Annotated in this window: 13 protein-coding genes and 2 tRNA genes; 2 read left to right on the top strand and 13 right to left on the bottom strand. The window is 44.3% G+C overall.

The genetic code is table 11. The features are described from left to right. The first annotated feature begins 105 nt into the window (after positions 1-105). Positions 106-984, top strand: coding sequence for a hypothetical protein (locus PGU50_RS10615; RefSeq protein ID WP_195368481.1), 879 nt, complete (start codon positions 106-108; stop codon positions 982-984). Between the two features lie 266 nt (positions 985-1,250). Here the strand turns inward: PGU50_RS10615 and PGU50_RS10610 are convergent. Further along, positions 1,251-1,323, bottom strand: a tRNA-Gly gene (locus PGU50_RS10610). 260 nt (positions 1,324-1,583) lie between these two features. Here PGU50_RS10610 and PGU50_RS10605 point away from each other — a divergent pair. After that, positions 1,584-1,656, top strand: a tRNA-Gly gene (locus PGU50_RS10605). Positions 1,657-1,846: 190 nt separating this feature from the next. Here PGU50_RS10605 and PGU50_RS10600 read toward each other — a convergent pair. From PGU50_RS10600 to PGU50_RS10545, 12 genes are all read right to left on the bottom strand, one after another. Continuing rightward, positions 1,847-3,019, bottom strand: coding sequence for a M20 metallopeptidase family protein (locus PGU50_RS10600; protein ID WP_243269662.1), 1,173 nt, complete (start codon positions 3,017-3,019; stop codon positions 1,847-1,849). Between the two features lie 139 nt (positions 3,020-3,158). Further along, positions 3,159-4,958, bottom strand: coding sequence for an aspartate--tRNA ligase (gene aspS / locus PGU50_RS10595; protein ID WP_270246940.1), 1,800 nt, complete (start codon positions 4,956-4,958; stop codon positions 3,159-3,161). A gap of 30 nt (positions 4,959-4,988) precedes the next feature. Beyond that, complete coding sequence (gene hisS / locus PGU50_RS10590; RefSeq protein ID WP_055156792.1) at positions 4,989-6,260, bottom strand: histidine--tRNA ligase; 1,272 nt, start codon at positions 6,258-6,260, stop codon at positions 4,989-4,991. After that, on the bottom strand, positions 6,245-7,744 hold the full coding sequence (gene hemZ / locus PGU50_RS10585; RefSeq protein ID WP_270246939.1) for a coproporphyrinogen dehydrogenase HemZ: 1,500 nt from the start codon (positions 7,742-7,744) through the stop codon (positions 6,245-6,247). Before hemZ ends, hisS begins: the two co-directional genes overlap by 16 nt. A gap of 12 nt (positions 7,745-7,756) precedes the next feature. Beyond that, complete coding sequence (locus PGU50_RS10580) at positions 7,757-8,380, bottom strand: MBL fold metallo-hydrolase (RefSeq protein WP_008369645.1); 624 nt, start codon at positions 8,378-8,380, stop codon at positions 7,757-7,759. 6 nt (positions 8,381-8,386) lie between these two features. Continuing rightward, positions 8,387-10,711, bottom strand: a complete 2,325-nt coding sequence (locus tag PGU50_RS10575) for a RelA/SpoT family protein (protein ID WP_181988839.1) — start codon at positions 10,709-10,711, stop codon at positions 8,387-8,389. A 19-nt stretch (positions 10,712-10,730) separates the two neighbouring features. Beyond that, positions 10,731-11,255: an adenine phosphoribosyltransferase gene (locus PGU50_RS10570; protein WP_022221132.1), complete on the bottom strand. Its 525-nt coding sequence runs from the start codon at positions 11,253-11,255 to the stop codon at positions 10,731-10,733. A gap of 71 nt (positions 11,256-11,326) precedes the next feature. Next, positions 11,327-13,087, bottom strand: a complete 1,761-nt coding sequence (recJ, locus tag PGU50_RS10565) for a single-stranded-DNA-specific exonuclease RecJ (protein WP_270246937.1) — start codon at positions 13,085-13,087, stop codon at positions 11,327-11,329. Between the two features lie 79 nt (positions 13,088-13,166). Next, entirely contained in the window at positions 13,167-15,332 is a 2,166-nt protein-coding gene (gene secD / locus PGU50_RS10560) for a protein translocase subunit SecD (protein WP_270205700.1), read from the bottom strand. Positions 15,333-15,347: 15 nt separating this feature from the next. Next, on the bottom strand, positions 15,348-16,745 hold the full coding sequence (gene scfB / locus PGU50_RS10555) for a thioether cross-link-forming SCIFF peptide maturase (protein ID WP_117823004.1): 1,398 nt from the start codon (positions 16,743-16,745) through the stop codon (positions 15,348-15,350). A 115-nt stretch (positions 16,746-16,860) separates the two neighbouring features. Next, positions 16,861-17,004, bottom strand: coding sequence for a six-cysteine ranthipeptide SCIFF (gene scfA, locus PGU50_RS10550; RefSeq protein ID WP_008369659.1), 144 nt, complete (start codon positions 17,002-17,004; stop codon positions 16,861-16,863). 212 nt (positions 17,005-17,216) lie between these two features. Then, complete coding sequence (locus tag PGU50_RS10545) at positions 17,217-17,588, bottom strand: TIGR04086 family membrane protein (protein ID WP_008369690.1); 372 nt, start codon at positions 17,586-17,588, stop codon at positions 17,217-17,219. Positions 17,589-17,621: the final 33 nt, after the last annotated feature.

Raw genomic sequence — 17,621 nt, 5'->3', positions numbered from 1 at the left:
ATTCTATGTATTTAAGGACGTGAATGTTAAACATAATTTTTAACATTTACATCATTTAATAAGGGAGTAGATACATATTAAAAAACCAAAGAGGAGAGATAAATCATGCAGTGCCCGATTTGTAAAAAGGATCTTGAGATCAAGAACAAAAAAATAGGCGAAAATGAAGCCGGTGAAGCAATCTACAATGAATTCGCAATCTGCCGCGACTGTAAAAAGCAGTGGAATTTAGATAAACAGCGTGAAAAGAAAAAAAAGCTTGCAAAAGAAGCATTGGCTGAAAAAACAGTTGAAGCCGGTAAGGCTGCAGAAAAGCCACACAAAAAGCGCCCGGCTGCCGAAGGAGAAAAAACTTCTGCCGAACGTCCTGCCCAGCCAAAGAAAAAGAAAAAACGTCCGGTATCTCCGGAAAACGCCGAAAAGCGGACCGCTTCTTCTGCTAATCCAGAAGTACCGGCTCATCCGAAGAAAAAACGTCCGAACCCGGCTGCCGAAGGCGAAAGACCGATAAGAAAACCTCGTCCGAAAACAGAAGGTTCTTCCGAAGAACAGCCATCCAGACCGCATCCAAAGAAACGCTCTGCTACTTCAGACCGTCCACTTCTCAAATATGCGGAAGGTCAGGAAGAAAGCCGGGAAAAAGTTCGTCCACGTCCAAAAAAGAAACGTCCGGAAGAAGCCAAACCGGTACATGCAATTGACAATTCCAGCACACGTATCATTTCTGATGAAGAGGATGAACTTAAAATTACTGCACCTGATCTTTCCACTCCAGAGGGAGAAAAAGAACAGACCTATTCTAATATCCCACCAAAGCATGTCCGTGAAAAACGTGAACAGGAGATGCGTGAGAACTATCAGAATATGTTAGACGAAGAAGATGACGATGATGAGAGACATTTTCCTGTTGTGCTTGTTGTAATCCTTATCTTCCTGATCATCGCAGCTGCTGCATTTGCAGGATACTGGTTCTTCCTGAAATAAAAAAAAGAATAGTTATGATGAAAGACTGGCTCGATGCCAGTCTTTTTTACGTTAGTAATGAGCCAGGGTTTCGTGTGGCCACGAACCCCCGGCGAACGTACACCATCTCGCTTAGCAGCTCGATGATGTACATTCGCCAAATACAGATTTTCACAACCATGCAGATCCTTGTGCAAGCACAAATCTGCATGGTTGTGAAAATCTGTATTTGGCTCATTGTATGCACAAAAAAAGAACCACACGCAACATGTAGTTCTTAATTCAAGAGCGACAGACGGGACTCGAACCCGCGACCTCCACCTTGGCAAGGTGGCGTACTACCAACTGTACTACTATCGCATTCATTATTTGTTGTTCATCAGAACAATAAATACTATACAATATATCTATCAATTGGTCAAGTATATTTTCAATTTTATATGTCGGACTTTTCTACTTGTCTTCGCCTATTATTCTGTTAAAATCATTTTTTGTCTGATTAACAGAAAACTTATTGAATCTCCGCAAAAAGTAGAACAGAATTTCTTCATTTTTTCGTTGACAATTCCTTCTTTGTACGGTATAGTAGATATTGTTCTGATGAACACAATTTAATAGATGCGATAGTAGTACAGTTGGTAGTACGCCACCTTGCCAAGGTGGAGGTCGCGGGTTCGAGTCCCGTCTGTCGCTCTTTGTGAGACTTATGATTTTTATAAGTCTCTTTTTTCATTCATGTAAATTTCTGATTAAACTTTTAATTAAATCAAAAGGCCCCATTTGTCAGAGTTGTGCCAGATACACGAAAAGGGATCCGCTTTCACTTTTTTGCAAAAGCCTGATCCCTTCTTTTTATTTATTCTAACCTTATAGATCTACTCTTCTATTTTTCCAGCCAGTCCATTGCAATCTTCGCATACATGGCTACGCCAAGCGGTAATGCTTTTTCATTAAACAGAATCTTTGGATTATGCTGTCCTTTCCATTTACTCTGATCTTCCACTCCGGCTCCGACTACAAAATAACTTGCCGGTATTTTTGCCGAAATCACGGCAAAGTCTTCGGATCCCATGAAACGAAATCCACCATTAATCGTTGTTCCCGGATTCTCAAGAGACTCAACACTTTTACTATACTCTGCATTCAGTTCTTCATTGCAAGTTACACTCGGAACATTGCTGAGTTCTTCGATTTCACATGTAGTACGATAAGCTGCTGCAACAGCCGGAACAATTTCATTGATCCTCCGGATCAGCATCGTCCTTACTTCTTCATTAAATGTCCTTAGTGTTCCCTGAAGCACGCAGCGCTCCGGAATTACATTTGCTGCATTACCAGCTGTAAACTGTCCAATCGTAAGTGCTGCCTCTGCTGATGGTGGACATTCCCTGGCGATCAGTGCCTGAAGAGCATGATAAACTTCTACACCAGCGTTGATCGGGTCAATACAGCCCTCCGGTGCAGAACCGTGTCCGCCACGTCCTGTAAGGGTGATTTTAAAGCCATATACAGATGCCATCATGGCTTCCACACCATATCCAATCGTTCCATATGGAATTGCCGCAAATACATGCGCTGCAAAGGCAGCATCTACATGCGGATTCTCCAGGACTCCTGCTTCCACTGCTGCTTTCGCTCCGCGGAAGGTCTCCTCACCTGGCTGGAACAATAATTTGACCACGCCCGGCAGTTCTTCTTCATGTGCCTTTAAAATTTTTGCCGCTCCAAGAAGGATCGTAGCGTGCAGATCATGTCCGCATCCATGCATACAGCCATTCTTTGATGCAAATTCAAGTCCCGTTTCCTCTTCTACCGGAAGCGCATCCATATCACTTCTCAGAAGAAAACATTTATCCCCTTTTCCAATCTGAGCGATAATCACTGAAACCTCAGGAAATACCTTGTATTCTACATTCATCTCATCCAGACGTTTACTGATATATTCCACCGTCTTTGGAAGCTCCAGATCCGTCTCAGGAATTTGATGAAGATCTCTTCTCCATTTTATAAGTAGATCATTCATTTCCTGCGCTTCTTCTAAAATTTTATGTGCCATATATCCCATCCTCCTTTTATTTCAACTACCATTATTATAGAATTTCGCTACAAAAAAAGAAATGAACATTTCTTCACTTTGACAGCCAATTCTGTTTTATGTGAAAAAATGTTCATTTTTAAAAATTGAATTATAAAATTTATTCAGCGTCCGCTGTATGCTCTTCCAGCTCCAGTCCAAGCTCTTCCAGCTGCTTCGGATCGACTTTCTCCGGTGCTTCTGTCATCAGGTCAGATGCATCTTTTACCTTCGGGAACGCGATCACGTCACGGATGCTGTCCTGTTTTGCCATCAGCATAACCAGACGGTCAAGACCGTAAGCAAGTCCTGCGTGTGGCGGCACACCGTATTTAAATGCATTCAGAAGGAATCCGAACTGCTCCTGTGCCTGTTCCGGTGTGAATCCAAGTACTTCAAACATTTTACTCTGGATCTCCTGGTTGAAGATACGGACACTTCCGCCTCCGATCTCGTTACCATTCAAAACGATATCATATGCTTTTGCACGGACTCTTCCCGGATCACTGTCGATGTACTGAAGGTCTTCTTCCATCGGCATGGTAAACGGATGATGCATTGCTGTGAAACGGTTCTGTTCATCACTCCACTCAAGAAGCGGGAATTCTGTGATCCACAGGAATTTGTATTCATTCTTATCAAGGAGTTCCATCTGGCGTGCCAGTTCCAGTCTGAGTGCACCAAGAACATCCCATACAACTTTATTCTTATCTGCCGCAAAGAGAAGAAGGTCTCCATTCTCTCCAGCCATCGCTTTAATCAGCGCTGCTGTCTCTTCTTCCGTCATGAATTTTGAGAAAGAAGATTTGACAGTTCCGTCTTCATGGATTGCAATATAAGCAAGTCCCTTTGCTCCATAACCTTTTGCAAAATCAACCAGCTTGTCGATCTTCTTTCTGGCCATGCCACCCTGGCCTTTTGCGTTGATACCACGGACAGTTCCGCCTGCTTCAATCGCATTCTTAAATACAACAAATTCGCTGTCTTTGACAGTCTCTGTCACATTAACCAGCTCCATGCCGAAACGGATATCCGGTTTATCAGAACCGAATCTGTCCATTGCTTCCTGCCAGGTCATTCTCTGAATCGGGAGCTGTACATCGATATCCAGTACATCTTTGAACAGATGTGCAAGCAGTCTCTCATTGATATCAATGACATCATCAACATCTACAAAAGAAAGTTCCATATCCATCTGTGTAAATTCCGGCTGACGGTCTGCACGAAGGTCTTCATCACGGAAACATTTTACGATCTGGAAATAGCGGTCATATCCGGAGCACATCAGCAGCTGTTTGAAGATCTGCGGTGACTGCGGAAGTGCATAGAAGCTTCCCGGATGAATACGGCTCGGTACCAGGTAATCTCTTGCACCTTCCGGTGTACTCTTGATCAGGAACGGTGTCTCGATCTCAAGGAATCCTTCTTTTGCCATGAACTGACGTGCGAGGGTAGCCACACGGCTTCTCATCATCAGGTTTCTCTGGATGTCCGGTCTTCTAAGATCGAGGAAACGGTATTTCAGACGTACTTCCTCTTTTGTCTTGGAATTCTCTTCGATCGGGAACGGAGGTGTCTCAGATTCAGATAAAATTCTGAGTTCTTCCGGTTTGATCTCAATCGCACCTGTTGCAAGATTTTCATTAACTGCACCGGAACGTTTTTCAACAGTTCCCACGATTGCTACAACAAACTCACTTCTAAGCTTTGCTGCCTTCTCAAGAAGCGTTTTATCTGTACTTCCCTCTTCAAAAACAACCTGGATCAGTCCGGAACGGTCACGTACATCTACAAAAACCAGTCCACCTTTATTTCTGTTCTTCTGTACCCATCCCATGATGGTTACTTTTTCACCGATGTTTGCCTCTGAAAGCTCTGCACACCGATGTGTTCTTTTCAGTCCTGTCATTGACTCTGCCATTCTAATTTCTCCTCCTGCGTTTCTCTTTCCTTATAAATCCATAACGGAATCTTTGTAGCAGTCTGTGATATCTTCATATCCTTCTGCGATCAGCTGATCCTTCTGGAATTTCTTGTTCTTCTTCATATTGACCACCAGAACCTGTTTCCCGGCTGCGCGGTCAGCTTTTGCCATCTCAAGTACTTTGAGGATGCCCTCCTTGTGCATATTCTTTTCAAGAAGATATGCTTTTTTCTGGCGCTTGGAAGGAATCTCATATCCATTTTCCAGAAGCAGCATGACAATACGCTCAAATCCGATTGAGAATCCACATGCCGGTGTGTCCTGCCCTGTGAATTTACCGATCATCTTATCGTAACGTCCGCCACCTGCAACAGAGCCGCCAAATTCATCCATCGTTACTTCAAAAATGGTTCCTGTATAGTAAGATTGTCCACGTACCAGCGTCGGATCAAATTTTACTTTGAAATCTGCCTCTTTTGCACTTTCTACGCTGGAAATGATCATTTCCATGCTGTCAGCTGTCTTCTCATCAAGGAATCCTGCCAGCTTTTCTTTGCAGAAACGGATTCCATCAACATCCGGGTTGATCTCATCAAAGAGTCCAAGATAAGTATCTACATTTTCTTTTGTATAACCCATCTCAACCAGTTCTTCGCCTACGCCTTCTTTGCCGATCTTATCCATCTTATCAAGGATGATAAATACTTCGTCGAAATCTTCTTCCTTAAATCCACTGAATGCAGCCATCGCCTTTAAGATATTACGGTCATTGATACATACCGTAAAATTGTGGAAATCCATCTTTCCAAGCATGGTCGTAGTTGCAAGGATCAGTTCGATCTCTGCAAGATTACCCGGCTCACCTAAAATATCGATATCGCACTGCATGAACTGACGGAAACGTCCTCTCTGTGGACGGTCTGCTCTCCATACATTGCCAATCTGAAGTGCCTTAAACGGTGACGGCAGTTCATTTGCATGATTTGCATAGTATCTTGCAAGCGGAACTGTCAGGTCATAACGAAGTCCTCCGTCTACCAGATCGATCTCTTCTTTTGCCTCAGCAATTTTCAGTTTTTCCCCTCTCTTCAGAATCTTGAAGATCAGTTTTTCATTGTCGCCACCCTGTTTGCTGCACAGGTTCTCAATGTGTTCCACACACGGTGTCTCTATGGAAGTAAATCCAAATGTCTTATAGGTATCCTTGATCATCTGGATCACATAATCTCTGATTTCCATTTCTTTCGGGAGCATGTCTTTCATGCCGGTAACCGGTTTTTTCTTTAATGCCATAACCATTCTCCTTTTCGCTCTATCATCTCATCAATCCGGGAAATATATTCTCCCACATCTCTGACATTTTCTATTCTTATCAGATTCGTCATCCGCCCGTTTTTACTTCCGGGCGCCGGAATCTCATACGGAAGCACCACCTTAGTCGATGCGCCTGCACCGGCAGCAACGATGGACTGCTTTTCCTCCATAATCAGTATATTGTAAATTCCCGCTTTGTCAACCTTTGCGTAACCTACATTTTCAAAATTTCCTGCAATATTCTTCTGTCTGTAGAGATAATACGGATAAAGCCCTATCTCACCGGCCGCCTTACGTGCCATATCGATCATCTCTTCCAGCTCTCTTGCCATCTGTTTGTAATTCTGTTTTTCTGCGCTTGCAGCCCGTTCGCGTGTCAGTCTCGAACCATGTTTCATTGCAAGTGCATGGACCGTCAAACTGTCCGGTGCAAGCTCTTTGATCTGACGAAGAGTATCTTCCATCTCCTCCGGATGTTCTCCCGGAAGACCTGCGATCAGATCCATATTGATATTGTCAAATCCCAGTTCTCTTGCCAGATGGAAAATGCGGACTACATCTTCCACTGTGTGACGTCTTCCAATCACATCCAGTGTCTTCTGCTGCATGGTCTGCGGATTGATGGAGATTCTGCCAACTCCATACTTCCGGATCACTCGCAGCTTGTCCTCAGTAATGCTGTCCGGTCTTCCGGCTTCGATCGTATATTCTTTCAGATGTTCAAAAGAAAAATGTTCTTCCAGAAAACTCAAAACCCGGTCCATCTGCTGTGCACTCAAGGTTGTCGGCGTACCGCCTCCCATATAAATCGCATTAAGATGCTTTTCTTTTGAAACCTCCGCAATAAATGCAAGCTCTTTTAAAAGTGCATCTACATATTCATCCATCCGATTCTGCCATTTTGCAACCGGATAAGAAGTAAAGGAGCAGTAACTGCAGGTTGTCGGGCAGAACGGAATTCCGATATAAAGACTGTATCCATTTTCATAATCCAGCTTGTCAAGCTGGGCTTTTTCCCGCTTTGCAATCTCGATACCAAGCATTGCTTTTTTCTCGCTTACCACATAGGTATCATGCATATACCGGATGATTTCTTCCTCAGAAGAACCTTCTTCCAGTCTTTCCATGATCATCTTTGTGGGGCGGACACCTGTCATATTCCCCCATGCATGTTCTTCTCCGGTCTTTTTGACCAGGGTCCGATATAATTTTTTATTGATATAACGCTTTTGTTCTCTTTTTTCGCTGATGTCTGCGATTTCAGCCTCCCTGCAATGAAAAAAGGTCCACCGGACCTTTTTATCACATGCCTGCTCTTCCAGATCTGGTTCCTCTTCTGCGGTCATCTCGATCAGAAGTTCCTGTTCTGGATCTACCTTCTGGCTGATCTCGGCATCAGGAAGAAATGACTTTACGATATGATACATGTCGTAGGTGAAACGTTCATTCTTACAGCTGATCCGAATCATTTCTCTGCTCCTCTATACATACGGGTTGTTCACTTTTTCGTTGCCAATCGTTGTTGCGCCCATATGTCCCGGGAATACCTTTGTTTCATCCGGAAGCAGGAACAGCTTTTCCTTGATTGAACGAATCAGTGCAGAAGTGCTGCTGGTTGCAAAATCACTTCTTCCGACTGAACAACAGAACAATGTATCTCCACTGAAAAGTACTCCCTCTTTTTCTACATAGTAGCATACGCCGCCCTGGGTATGTCCCGGTGTATGGATCACCCGGAAATCTTCTCCGATCAGATGAAGCACATCTCCATCATGGATCACGTCTCCACCCGGGTAGCTGTAGCCATTTGTATATACCGTTGACTCATTCATAGACGGTGTGTGAAGAAGCTCCAGATCAGATTCTTCTACGTAAACCGGCATTTCTCCATACCGGTCGATCACTTTATCGATTCCCATGATATGATCAAAATGCGCATGAGTCAGAAGAATTGCCTTAATTACAAGCTCTTCCTCTTCGATATAACCGATCATCGCTTTTGACAAGTTTGCCGGATCAACGATCACGGTCTCTTTTGTTTCTTCATTAGTAACAATGTAACAATTGGTACTGATAATTCCTGTTACAAATTTTTCGATTTTCATTTCTTTTTACCCCACTGCTCGTTCTATATCCAGCACGCCGACGATCTGCCGGAGCTTTCCGATCACTTTTCCAAGCTCCTCTCTTCCCCGGACAATAAATCCGGCTTCGATTGTTGCTGTTCCCTGTTTGCTGGTTCTTACATTCATAGACTTCACATCAATATTCATCTCCGTGAACACCTTGGACATATCCATCAAAAGTCCCTGCCTATCATTTGCATACATCTTGATCTCAGCCAGATAGCTTCCGGTGTCTGTACCTTCCTCCGGTTTTTCCCATTCTGCCGGGATCAGACGCGCTCTTTCCGTTTCTGACAGATGAATGATATTGACACAGTCCGTCCGATGGATCGACATTCCACGTCCACGGGTGATAAAACCAACGATCTCATCTCCCGGCACCGGATTGCAGCATCTGGAAAAGCGCACTGCCATATCGTCGATTCCCTTGACCACGATACCACTCTTGGATCGGGTGATATGCACCTTGTTCTTTGCCGCTTCCGCAACCTTTTCCAGAACACTTTCGTCAGTCAGTTCTTTTCGGTGATCCTTACTGTATTCTTCTGCAAGACGGTTGACGATCTGACCTTCCTTCAATCCGCCATGTCCAAGTGCTGCAAGGATCGAATCCCAGTCCTTAAAGCCGTACTTTTCCTGCACGATCTGCATATATTTCGGTTTCATCAGATCCGAGAGTACAAATCCTTTTGCCTTACAGTATGCGGCGAGCATTTCCTTACCACGTACAATATTTTCTTCTTTGAATTCTTTCTTAAACCACTGGTTGATCTTGTTCTTCGCCTGGGTACTCTTGACGATACTCAGCCAGTCACGGCTCGGTCCTTTGGAGTTCTGCGAAGTCAGGATCTCGATTCGGTCCCCGTTCTGGATCTTATAATCGATATTGACCAGCTTGCCATTGACTCTGGCACCTACCATCTTGTTGCCGACCGCAGTATGGATCGCATAGGCAAAGTCAACCGGCGTAGAACCGTTCGGCAGGTTCTTAACATCTCCGTTCGGTGTAAAGCAGTATACATCCTCTGCAAATAGATCCAGGTCTCCTTTCAGAAGATTCAGAAATTCCCGGTTGTCTGACATGTCTCGCTGCCATTCCAGGATCTGACGAAGCCAGCTCAGTTTCTCTTCTTCCTTCGCTTCAACGCTCTTCTTTCCATCTTCAGACTCTTTATATTTCCAGTGTGCTGCAATACCGTATTCAGCAGTTTTATGCATCTCTTTTGTACGGATCTGGATCTCAAACGGCTGACCGATCGAACTCATCAGAGTCGTATGCAGAGACTGGTACATATTTGCCTTCGGCATTGCGATATAATCTTTAAAACGTCCCGGTACCGGTGTATACATCTCATGGATAACTCCAAGCGCCGCATAACAGTCTTTTACAGAATCTACGATAATACGGACTGCAAACAGATCATAGATCTGATCCACCGTCTTATCCTGGTTCACCATCTTCTTATAAATGCTGAAGAAATGCTTCACACGTCCGTTCACTTCTGCATCAATGTTCGCATTCTTCATATGCGTGGAAACCTCATCCACAATCTGCTGGACAAATTCTTCCCTTTCCGTTTTTCTTGCATTGATCTGCTTTACTAGATCGTTAAAAACCTCCGGCTGGGAATATTTGAGTGCCAGATCATCAAGCTCTGTCTTGATCTTGGAAATACCAAGCCGTTGTGCGATCGGAGCATAGATATCCATGGTTTCTTTTGCTTTTTCCAACTGCTTCTCCGGTCGCATATACTGCAGGGTACGCATATTGTGCAGACGGTCGGCAAGCTTGATGATGATAACACGGATATCTTTTGCCATCGCAAGGAACATCTTACGAAGATTCTCAGCCTGGACCTCCAACTTATCCGCTGAATAGGAAAGCTGTCCCAGCTTTGTGACACCATCTACCAGAAGAGCCACCTCATCTCCGAATTCCTGACGGATTTCTTCGTCCGTCATCACCGTGTCTTCTACCACATCATGAAGGATGCCGGCAACGATCGTCTCTTTGTCCATCTCCAGTTGTGCCAGAATGATTCCTACCCACAGAGGATGGATAATATACTCTTCTCCGGATTTCCGTGTCTGCCCTTTATGCGCATCTCTTGCAATATGATATGCTTTTTCGATCATAGAGACGTCCGCCGAAGGATGGTACTTTCTGACTCGCTCGATCAGACTTTTATAGAGCAGTTCCGGATTCTGATAATCTTCCACATCCTTTACCGCATGACCATCTACGATCTCCAGTTTTTTATGTGTTGGTTCGATCAGCATCTCCTGCTGGATTCCGATATCGTCTGCCATAGCCTTCCCTTCTTTCTCATTAGTTTCCCGGATACTGGATTACGGAATCTACTTTGTATCCTTTCAGTTTTTCCCGTCCTTTTAATCCCATCAGTTCGATCAGGCAGAGAACTTCTACAACCTCACCGCCAAGTCCTTCGATCAGTTTGATCATTGCTTCTGCCGTACCGCCTGTTGCCATCAGGTCATCTACAATCACAACCTTGTCTCCCGGTTTGATCGAACGCTTGTGGATCTCGATCTCTGCACTTCCATATTCCAGATCATACTTGATCGATGCTGTCTCGCAAGGAAGCTTTCCTTTTTTACGGATCGGCACAAATGCTTTTTGCAGATTATATGCAATCGGCATTCCAAAAATAAATCCTCTGGACTCCGGTCCGATCACGATGTTGAAATCCATGCCTTCAAGCTTATCCTGCAGTTCCCGAATGGAAAGCTGAAGCCCTTCCGGATCTTCAAGAATGCTGGTTACATCTCTGAAAATAATTCCTTTTTCCGGATAATCCGGAATGCTGACAACATATTCTTCAAGTTTTTTCATCTTTCTTCTCCACCTTACCTACAAATATATGCAATATTTATTAGTATAGCATAAAATTGCTGTTTTTCAAATTATTTATAATTTTGGATCACAATCTGTGGCGTACGGACTCCCTGATACTCATTGATATCAGGATAATAGGTGAATGCCATAACAATTCCATGCCCATGTCCGTGCAGTAGACACTCACAGGCAATATCTCCAAATTTTTCACGCACATATTCCACAAAGGTATTCACATCTCCAAAATACATGGCATCCATCCTTGTACCGTGAAGATCCTTCACCTGCAACTTCAGCACATTTTTATTCTTGCCAAGGATTCTCGCACTTTCCACCTGTACCTGTCTTTCTGCAAAGACCGGACGTGCATTTCCTTTGCCAAATGGTTCCAGAACCGCAAGCTCTCCGATAAATTTTTCATTGACACATTCAAACGGGAGCTGCATATCTATGGCAATCTTTTCATTCAGATCCTCTGGTGTGATCCCGGATTTTTCGTTAATCTCCTTACGGAACTGTTCCAGATTCTCCTCCGGCATGGAGAGACCTGCCGCCATCTTATGCCCGCCAAATTTTGACAACAGATGCTTTACCCGGTTCAGTCCTTCATACATGTGCCAGGTCTCGATCGATCTTCCTGAGCCCTTTAAACCTTCCGCGCCCTTCGTCAGCACAAAGACCGGACGGTAATATTTTTCCCGGATCCTTCCTGCCACAATCCCGGCAAGGCTTTCATGACATTCCGGCAGGTAGACCACCAGCACGTCTGCATCCTTAAGTTCACTGTTCTCCACCTGGATAAACGCCTCTTCTACCGCCTGCGCCGTCATATCCTTCCGGCTGTCATTGAGTGCTTTCAGATCACCTGCCAGCAGATCCGCCTCCGCCACTTTCTTTGCCTCCAGAAGCTCCAGGGCACGCTTTGCTGTATCCAGTCTTCCACTGGCATTCATACACGGGCCGATCACAAATCCAATGTGATACGGAGACAGCTTATCTACATTCACACCAGTACATTCCATCAGCGCCTTCAGTCCCAGATTCTCCGTCCGTTTCAGCATATCCAGTCCCTGTTTAACAAAAATACGGTTTTCGTCCACCAGATCCATAACATCACCGATCGTTGCGATTGCCACATTTTCCATCAGATAATCTGCATCTTCCGCATCTTTTCCCATGGCTTCCATCAGAGCCTCCACCAGCTTGTAAGCAACCGCAGCCCCGCACAGCCCTTTGAACGGATAAGTACAGTCCTCCTGCTTCGGATCCACAACCGCATCTGCCTCCGGCAGAATATATCTTCGTCCCGCGCCAATTTCCGTATACGGGACCTCATGATGATCCGTCACCACAATCGTCATTCCCATACTTTTTGCATAGGCGATCTCCTCTGCCGCCGCAATCCCGTTATCACAGGTAATGATCGTATCCACGTCGGCCTCCAGCGCCCGGTCGATCAGGTTCCGGTTCAGACCATACCCGTCTTTCATACGATCCGGAATGTCACTGTCCACATCAGCTCCGAGCATCCGGAATCCCTCCAGAAGAATATAGGTCGACTGGATTCCATCAATATCATAGTCTCCGATGATCCTGATTTTTGCATTTTCTTTTATCTTTTCTCCAAGAACCGCTACTGCCTTGTCCATATCCTTCATCAGCATTCCATCGTACAGATCGGCGATCGTACCGTTTAAATATTTCTCGATCGCATCATCCCCGATCACATCCCGGTTTCTTATCAGGGAAGCCACTCGCGGACTGATATGGAATTTCTCACTGATATGCTGAAAATCCGCTCCTTTTCTCAGAAGTACCCAGTTCTCCATTTTCTCTTTTCCTTTCTTTGGTAGTCAGATAATACAAAGATGCCGGAGGATTCTCCTCCGACACCTCATTTTCTGTCAGTTATTTCTTTTTCGCTGCTTTTTTGCCGCCGATTTTTGTTTTCATTACATACCATAATGCACCGGTGATACATACAGATGAATATCCGCCACCTGCAATACCAACCATAAGAGGTGCTGCAAATTCTTTAATAGAGCTTACACCCATGATATAAAGAACCGCTACCATGACAAATGTAGTAAATGTTGTGTAAATACTTCTTGTCAGTGTATAAGTGATACTTCTGTTTACAAGCGCTTTCAGATCATCGTTTCTCTTCATGACCCGAAGCTCTTCACGGATACGGTCGAAAATAACGATCGTCGCATTGATAGAATATCCAAGGATTGTCAGCATACATGCGATAAATGTATTACCGACAGATGTTCTTGCAAGTGCATAGAATGTAAGCACAAATAACAAATCGTGTAAAAGAGCAAGAACCGCACTTGATGCGAAACGTACATCTTTGAACCGGAACCAGATATAGATCAGCATACAGATCGCTGAAATGATAACTGCAATGATCGCATCCTGTCTCATCTCGGAGCTTACCGTAGAACTGATATTTTCTGCTGTAATTGTCGATGTGTCTACACCAAATTTATCAGCAAGCGCATTGTTAAGTGCTTCTCTTTCGTCAAGATTCAGCGTCTGTGTTTTGATGATGATCTGATTGCTGTCTTTTACTTTCTGTGCCTGTACATTGTGATCTCCGGTCACATCTTCTACAACCGGAACGATCTTTGAATCAATCTCTTTGATCGAGTAATCTTTATCAAATGTTACGGTTGTAGCCGTACCGCCCTTGAATTCCAGGCTGTAGTTCAGCGCACCTTCACCTTTTCCCGACTGGACTCCCATTGTCACAAAACCTGCTGCGATCACAGCAATTGATATTGCAAAGAAAATGGCTTTCTTTCCGAGGAAGTCGATAATTTTTCTTTCTTTTTTGAATTTCTTCGCATAAAATTTCACATCACGAAGACCAATCGCATACAGAGAGAAAATGATGATTCTGGTAATAACAAGTGCCGTAAACATTGACACAACAATACCAAGTGCCAGTGTCTGTGCAAATCCTTTTACAGAACCTGAACCCTTGAACCAGAGAATAGCTGCAGCGATCAGAGTTGTTACGTTACCGTCAACGATCGCAGACAGTGCTTTGTGGAAACCATTCTTCAGGGAAGTCTTAACACTGATACCTGTTGTCACTTCTTCACGCACACGGGCGAAAATGATAACGTTGGCATCGACTGCCATACCGATTCCAAGAATGATACCTGCAATTCCCGGAAGGGTAAGCGTGATATTAAATGCATTTAAAAGCACCAGGATCAGTCCTGTGTAGATCAGAAGTGCAAGACCTGCTGCAAGTCCCGGAATCAGATATACGAAGCACATAAATACGAAGATGATGGCAAGTCCGATGGCACCAGCCATTAAGCTTGTGCTGATTGCTTCTTCTCCGAGCTGTGCAGCTACTACATTAGAGCGAAGTTCTTCCAGTTCCAGAGAAAGTCCACCGATTCGGATGGTAGCTGCAAGATTGTCTGCTTCTTCATAGCTTGACATCCCTGTGATAACGGCTTCTCCGCCTTCGATTGCCTGATTAACTCTTGGTGAACTGATTGTCTGTCCATCATAAATAATGGAAATCTGTTTTCCTACATTTGCTGCTGTTGCTTCTGCAAATTTGGTTGTTCCTTCTTTGGTAAGCTGCAGAGCTACGACATATTCTTTGTTCTTAGTCGTAGAGTTCTCCTGTGTCTGAGCCTCTGCATTTTTAACATCTGTTCCTTCAAGAACAGTGTTGCCATCTGCATCCTGGAACACCAGTGATCCAGGTTTTCCAAGTTCTTCCAGTACCTTATTCGCATCTGATACGCCCGGGATCTCAATATTGATCCGGTCGTCTCCTTCCTGATATACACTCGCCTCTGTGCTGTACTGCTCTACACGCTTCTGCAGCTTGTAGATGGTATCCTTCATATCTTCTGCGGAAGGATTCTTGTCTTTTGCCTGATAAGTGATGCTGACACCACCGGCAAGGTCAAGACCAAGATTAATATTTCTTGCAGAACCTGTGTGGGAGGAACCAAATCCCTGCCAGCAGGTAAATCCAAGAAGTCCTAAAAGTGCAGCAATCAGAACAAGGCTTACTATTCCTTTACTCTTCTTCATGTCCAAGTCCCTTTCTTAGTTTTCGTCTGCCATTGCAGCCTTTATCATAATCGCGCATTCCACGCGCTTACGTTCCATCTCACATCCCAGATCATAAGAATCATTTAATCCGTCTGCATACTTGTATGCGTTTGCCATACATCCACCACTGCAGTAGAATCTTGCAAAACATTTCTTACATTTTTCTTTTGTATATACGTTGCAGCAACGGAACTCATCTGCGATCTCCGGTCTTGTAATCCCTTCGTTTACATTTCCCATCAGGAAATCTTCATCACCTACAAACTGGTGACACGGATAGAAATCTCCCCATGGCGTAACAGCAAGGTATTCGGTTCCCGAACCACATCCGGACAGACGTTTGTACAGACACGGTCCTCCTTCCAGGTCGATCATAAAGTGGAAGAAATTGAATCCTTCTCCCTTTTTATCTTTCTCGATGATATATCTTGCAAGCTTGTCATACTCATCAAAGATCTGTGGAAGATCTTCTTCGCGGATTGCATACGGATCAGATTCATCCCCGACAACCGGTTCGATCGACATCTGCTTGAAGCCAAGCTCTGCAAAGTGCTTCACATCCTCTGAAAAATCCAGATTGTTTCTGGTAAATGTTCCGCGGATATAGTAGCGTTCCTGATTACGTGAATCTGCAAGCTTCTGGAACTTCGGAACGATCAAATCATAGCTTCCTTTTCCGTTTCTGAAAGGACGCATTCTGTCATTAACTTCCTTACGTCCGTCAAGACTGATGACTACATTGTCCATTTCTTTATTGATAAACTCCTGGATGTCATCATTCAGAAGTACACCATTCGTAGTTACAGTAAAACGGAAATGCTTGTCATGAAGCTTCTCCTGTTCTCTTCCGTATGCGACCAGGTCTTTGACAACCTGCCAGTTCATCAGCGGCTCCCCGCCAAAGAAATCAACTTCCAGATTCCTTCTTGTTCCGGAATTGGCGATCAGGAAATCCAGGGCTTTCTTACCAACTTCATAAGTCATAAGCGCTCTTCTTCCGTGATACTCTCCTTCTTCTGCAAAACAGTATTTGCAGGCAAGATTGCAGTCGTGTGCGATATGCAGGCAGAGTGCCTTCACAACCGTCTTACGCTTGATAACCTCCCCGATAAAAGGTTCATATGTATCAACAACAAAAAGCTGTCCGTTTGCAGTCAGCTCTGTCACATCATCCAATATATCTCTGAGTTCTTCTTCGGAATATTTCCCTTCCAGCTCATCTTTCAGCTGGTTCCATGTACTTTCTTCTTTCAGCGTCTGCACTGTCTGATTCTCGTTCATACGGTTCAGACATGCAATAACTTCGTACCCCGGCTCGTCCACTACATGAACGCATCCGCTGTTGACATCAAGTACAATATTATATCCATTGTTCTGGTACTGATGAATCACAACCGGTACCCCTTTCTATCCTTATTTTTCAAATTTTTCCTCATACGTCAAATGACAGCGGCTTTAAAGCCGCTGCCTGCTTGTCATACTTATTCACTACACTTACAAATATCTCTTATTTGCTGTGTTCGCAAGTCTGATTTCCTACTGTACAAGAAGTCTTGCATGCTGACTGACAGGATGTCTGGCATTCTCCGCATCCGCCCTTCTTTACTGTATTGTTCAGAGTCTGTGTATTCAATGTTTTAATGTGTTTCATTGTAATATCCTCCTTCTTTGCTCATTATGTGATACAGTATAGCACATATTCCTTGATACCGTCAACGCAAAAATCCAATCTGAAACAAATGGGCAAAATCCAGTTTTTCTTTACAATCCTTACATTCATGCAAGTGCCCGGAGTCATTACTGCTCCTTCCGAAGCTTCTGCTTCCCCCGGATTTAAAAATAAAAGTCCCCATCTCCGCCCCTTCAGGACACCATACCACCGAGCATTCCGCCTGCCCCACAGAGGATCCAGGCGATCATCATCTGCATTCCCCCCTGCACGCTCCGGTAGATCCCTGCTGAAATTGCAAGCAGTAGCAGAAAATAGAGCATTCCAAGCATAAATCCCCTCAGGAATTTCCTTGTCTTCCCCATTTTTCCCATGGCAAATCCACCGGCAAATGTGGAAATTATGTAAACCGCAAGGATCCCGATCCGGACTGTTTTCTCGCTTAAGTCAAACTTATACAGCCCAAAGGACAGCCCGAGCAGCATCAGCATCGTAAGAAAGTAAGAAAGCATCAGTGCTTTCACAAGTCTTGTAAAACAGATATTTCCAAACAGCTTTTTTTCCATAAGAACCCCTCCTGTCCTTTTATACTATGAGAG

The sequence above is a fragment of the Coprococcus sp. AM11-30B genome (assembly GCF_027674365.1).
GTDB classification, from domain to species: Bacteria; Bacillota; Clostridia; order Lachnospirales; family Lachnospiraceae; genus Allocoprococcus; species Allocoprococcus comes.
Note: the sequence above shows the minus strand (reverse complement) of the source record. Positions and strands in the feature narration are given on the sequence as shown.

Coding starts and splice junctions, on each gene's coding strand:
- PGU50_RS10575 (WP_181988839.1), bottom strand. CDS start 10,711: ATGGCAGACGATATCGGAATCCAGCAGGAGATGCTGATCGAACCAACA.
- hisS (WP_055156792.1), bottom strand. CDS start 6,260: ATGGTTATGGCATTAAAGAAAAAACCGGTTACCGGCATGAAAGACATG.
- PGU50_RS10570 (WP_022221132.1), bottom strand. CDS start 11,255: ATGAAAAAACTTGAAGAATATGTTGTCAGCATTCCGGATTATCCGGAA.
- PGU50_RS10545 (WP_008369690.1), bottom strand. CDS start 17,588: ATGGAAAAAAAGCTGTTTGGAAATATCTGTTTTACAAGACTTGTGAAA.
- aspS (WP_270246940.1), bottom strand. CDS start 4,958: ATGGCAGAGTCAATGACAGGACTGAAAAGAACACATCGGTGTGCAGAG.
- hemZ (WP_270246939.1), bottom strand. CDS start 7,744: ATGATTCGGATCAGCTGTAAGAATGAACGTTTCACCTACGACATGTAT.
- PGU50_RS10580 (WP_008369645.1), bottom strand. CDS start 8,380: ATGAAAATCGAAAAATTTGTAACAGGAATTATCAGTACCAATTGTTAC.
- recJ (WP_270246937.1), bottom strand. CDS start 13,087: ATGGAGAACTGGGTACTTCTGAGAAAAGGAGCGGATTTTCAGCATATC.
- secD (WP_270205700.1), bottom strand. CDS start 15,332: ATGAAGAAGAGTAAAGGAATAGTAAGCCTTGTTCTGATTGCTGCACTT.
- scfA (WP_008369659.1), bottom strand. CDS start 17,004: ATGAAACACATTAAAACATTGAATACACAGACTCTGAACAATACAGTA.
- PGU50_RS10600 (WP_243269662.1), bottom strand. CDS start 3,019: ATGGCACATAAAATTTTAGAAGAAGCGCAGGAAATGAATGATCTACTT.
- PGU50_RS10615 (WP_195368481.1), top strand. CDS start 106: ATGCAGTGCCCGATTTGTAAAAAGGATCTTGAGATCAAGAACAAAAAA.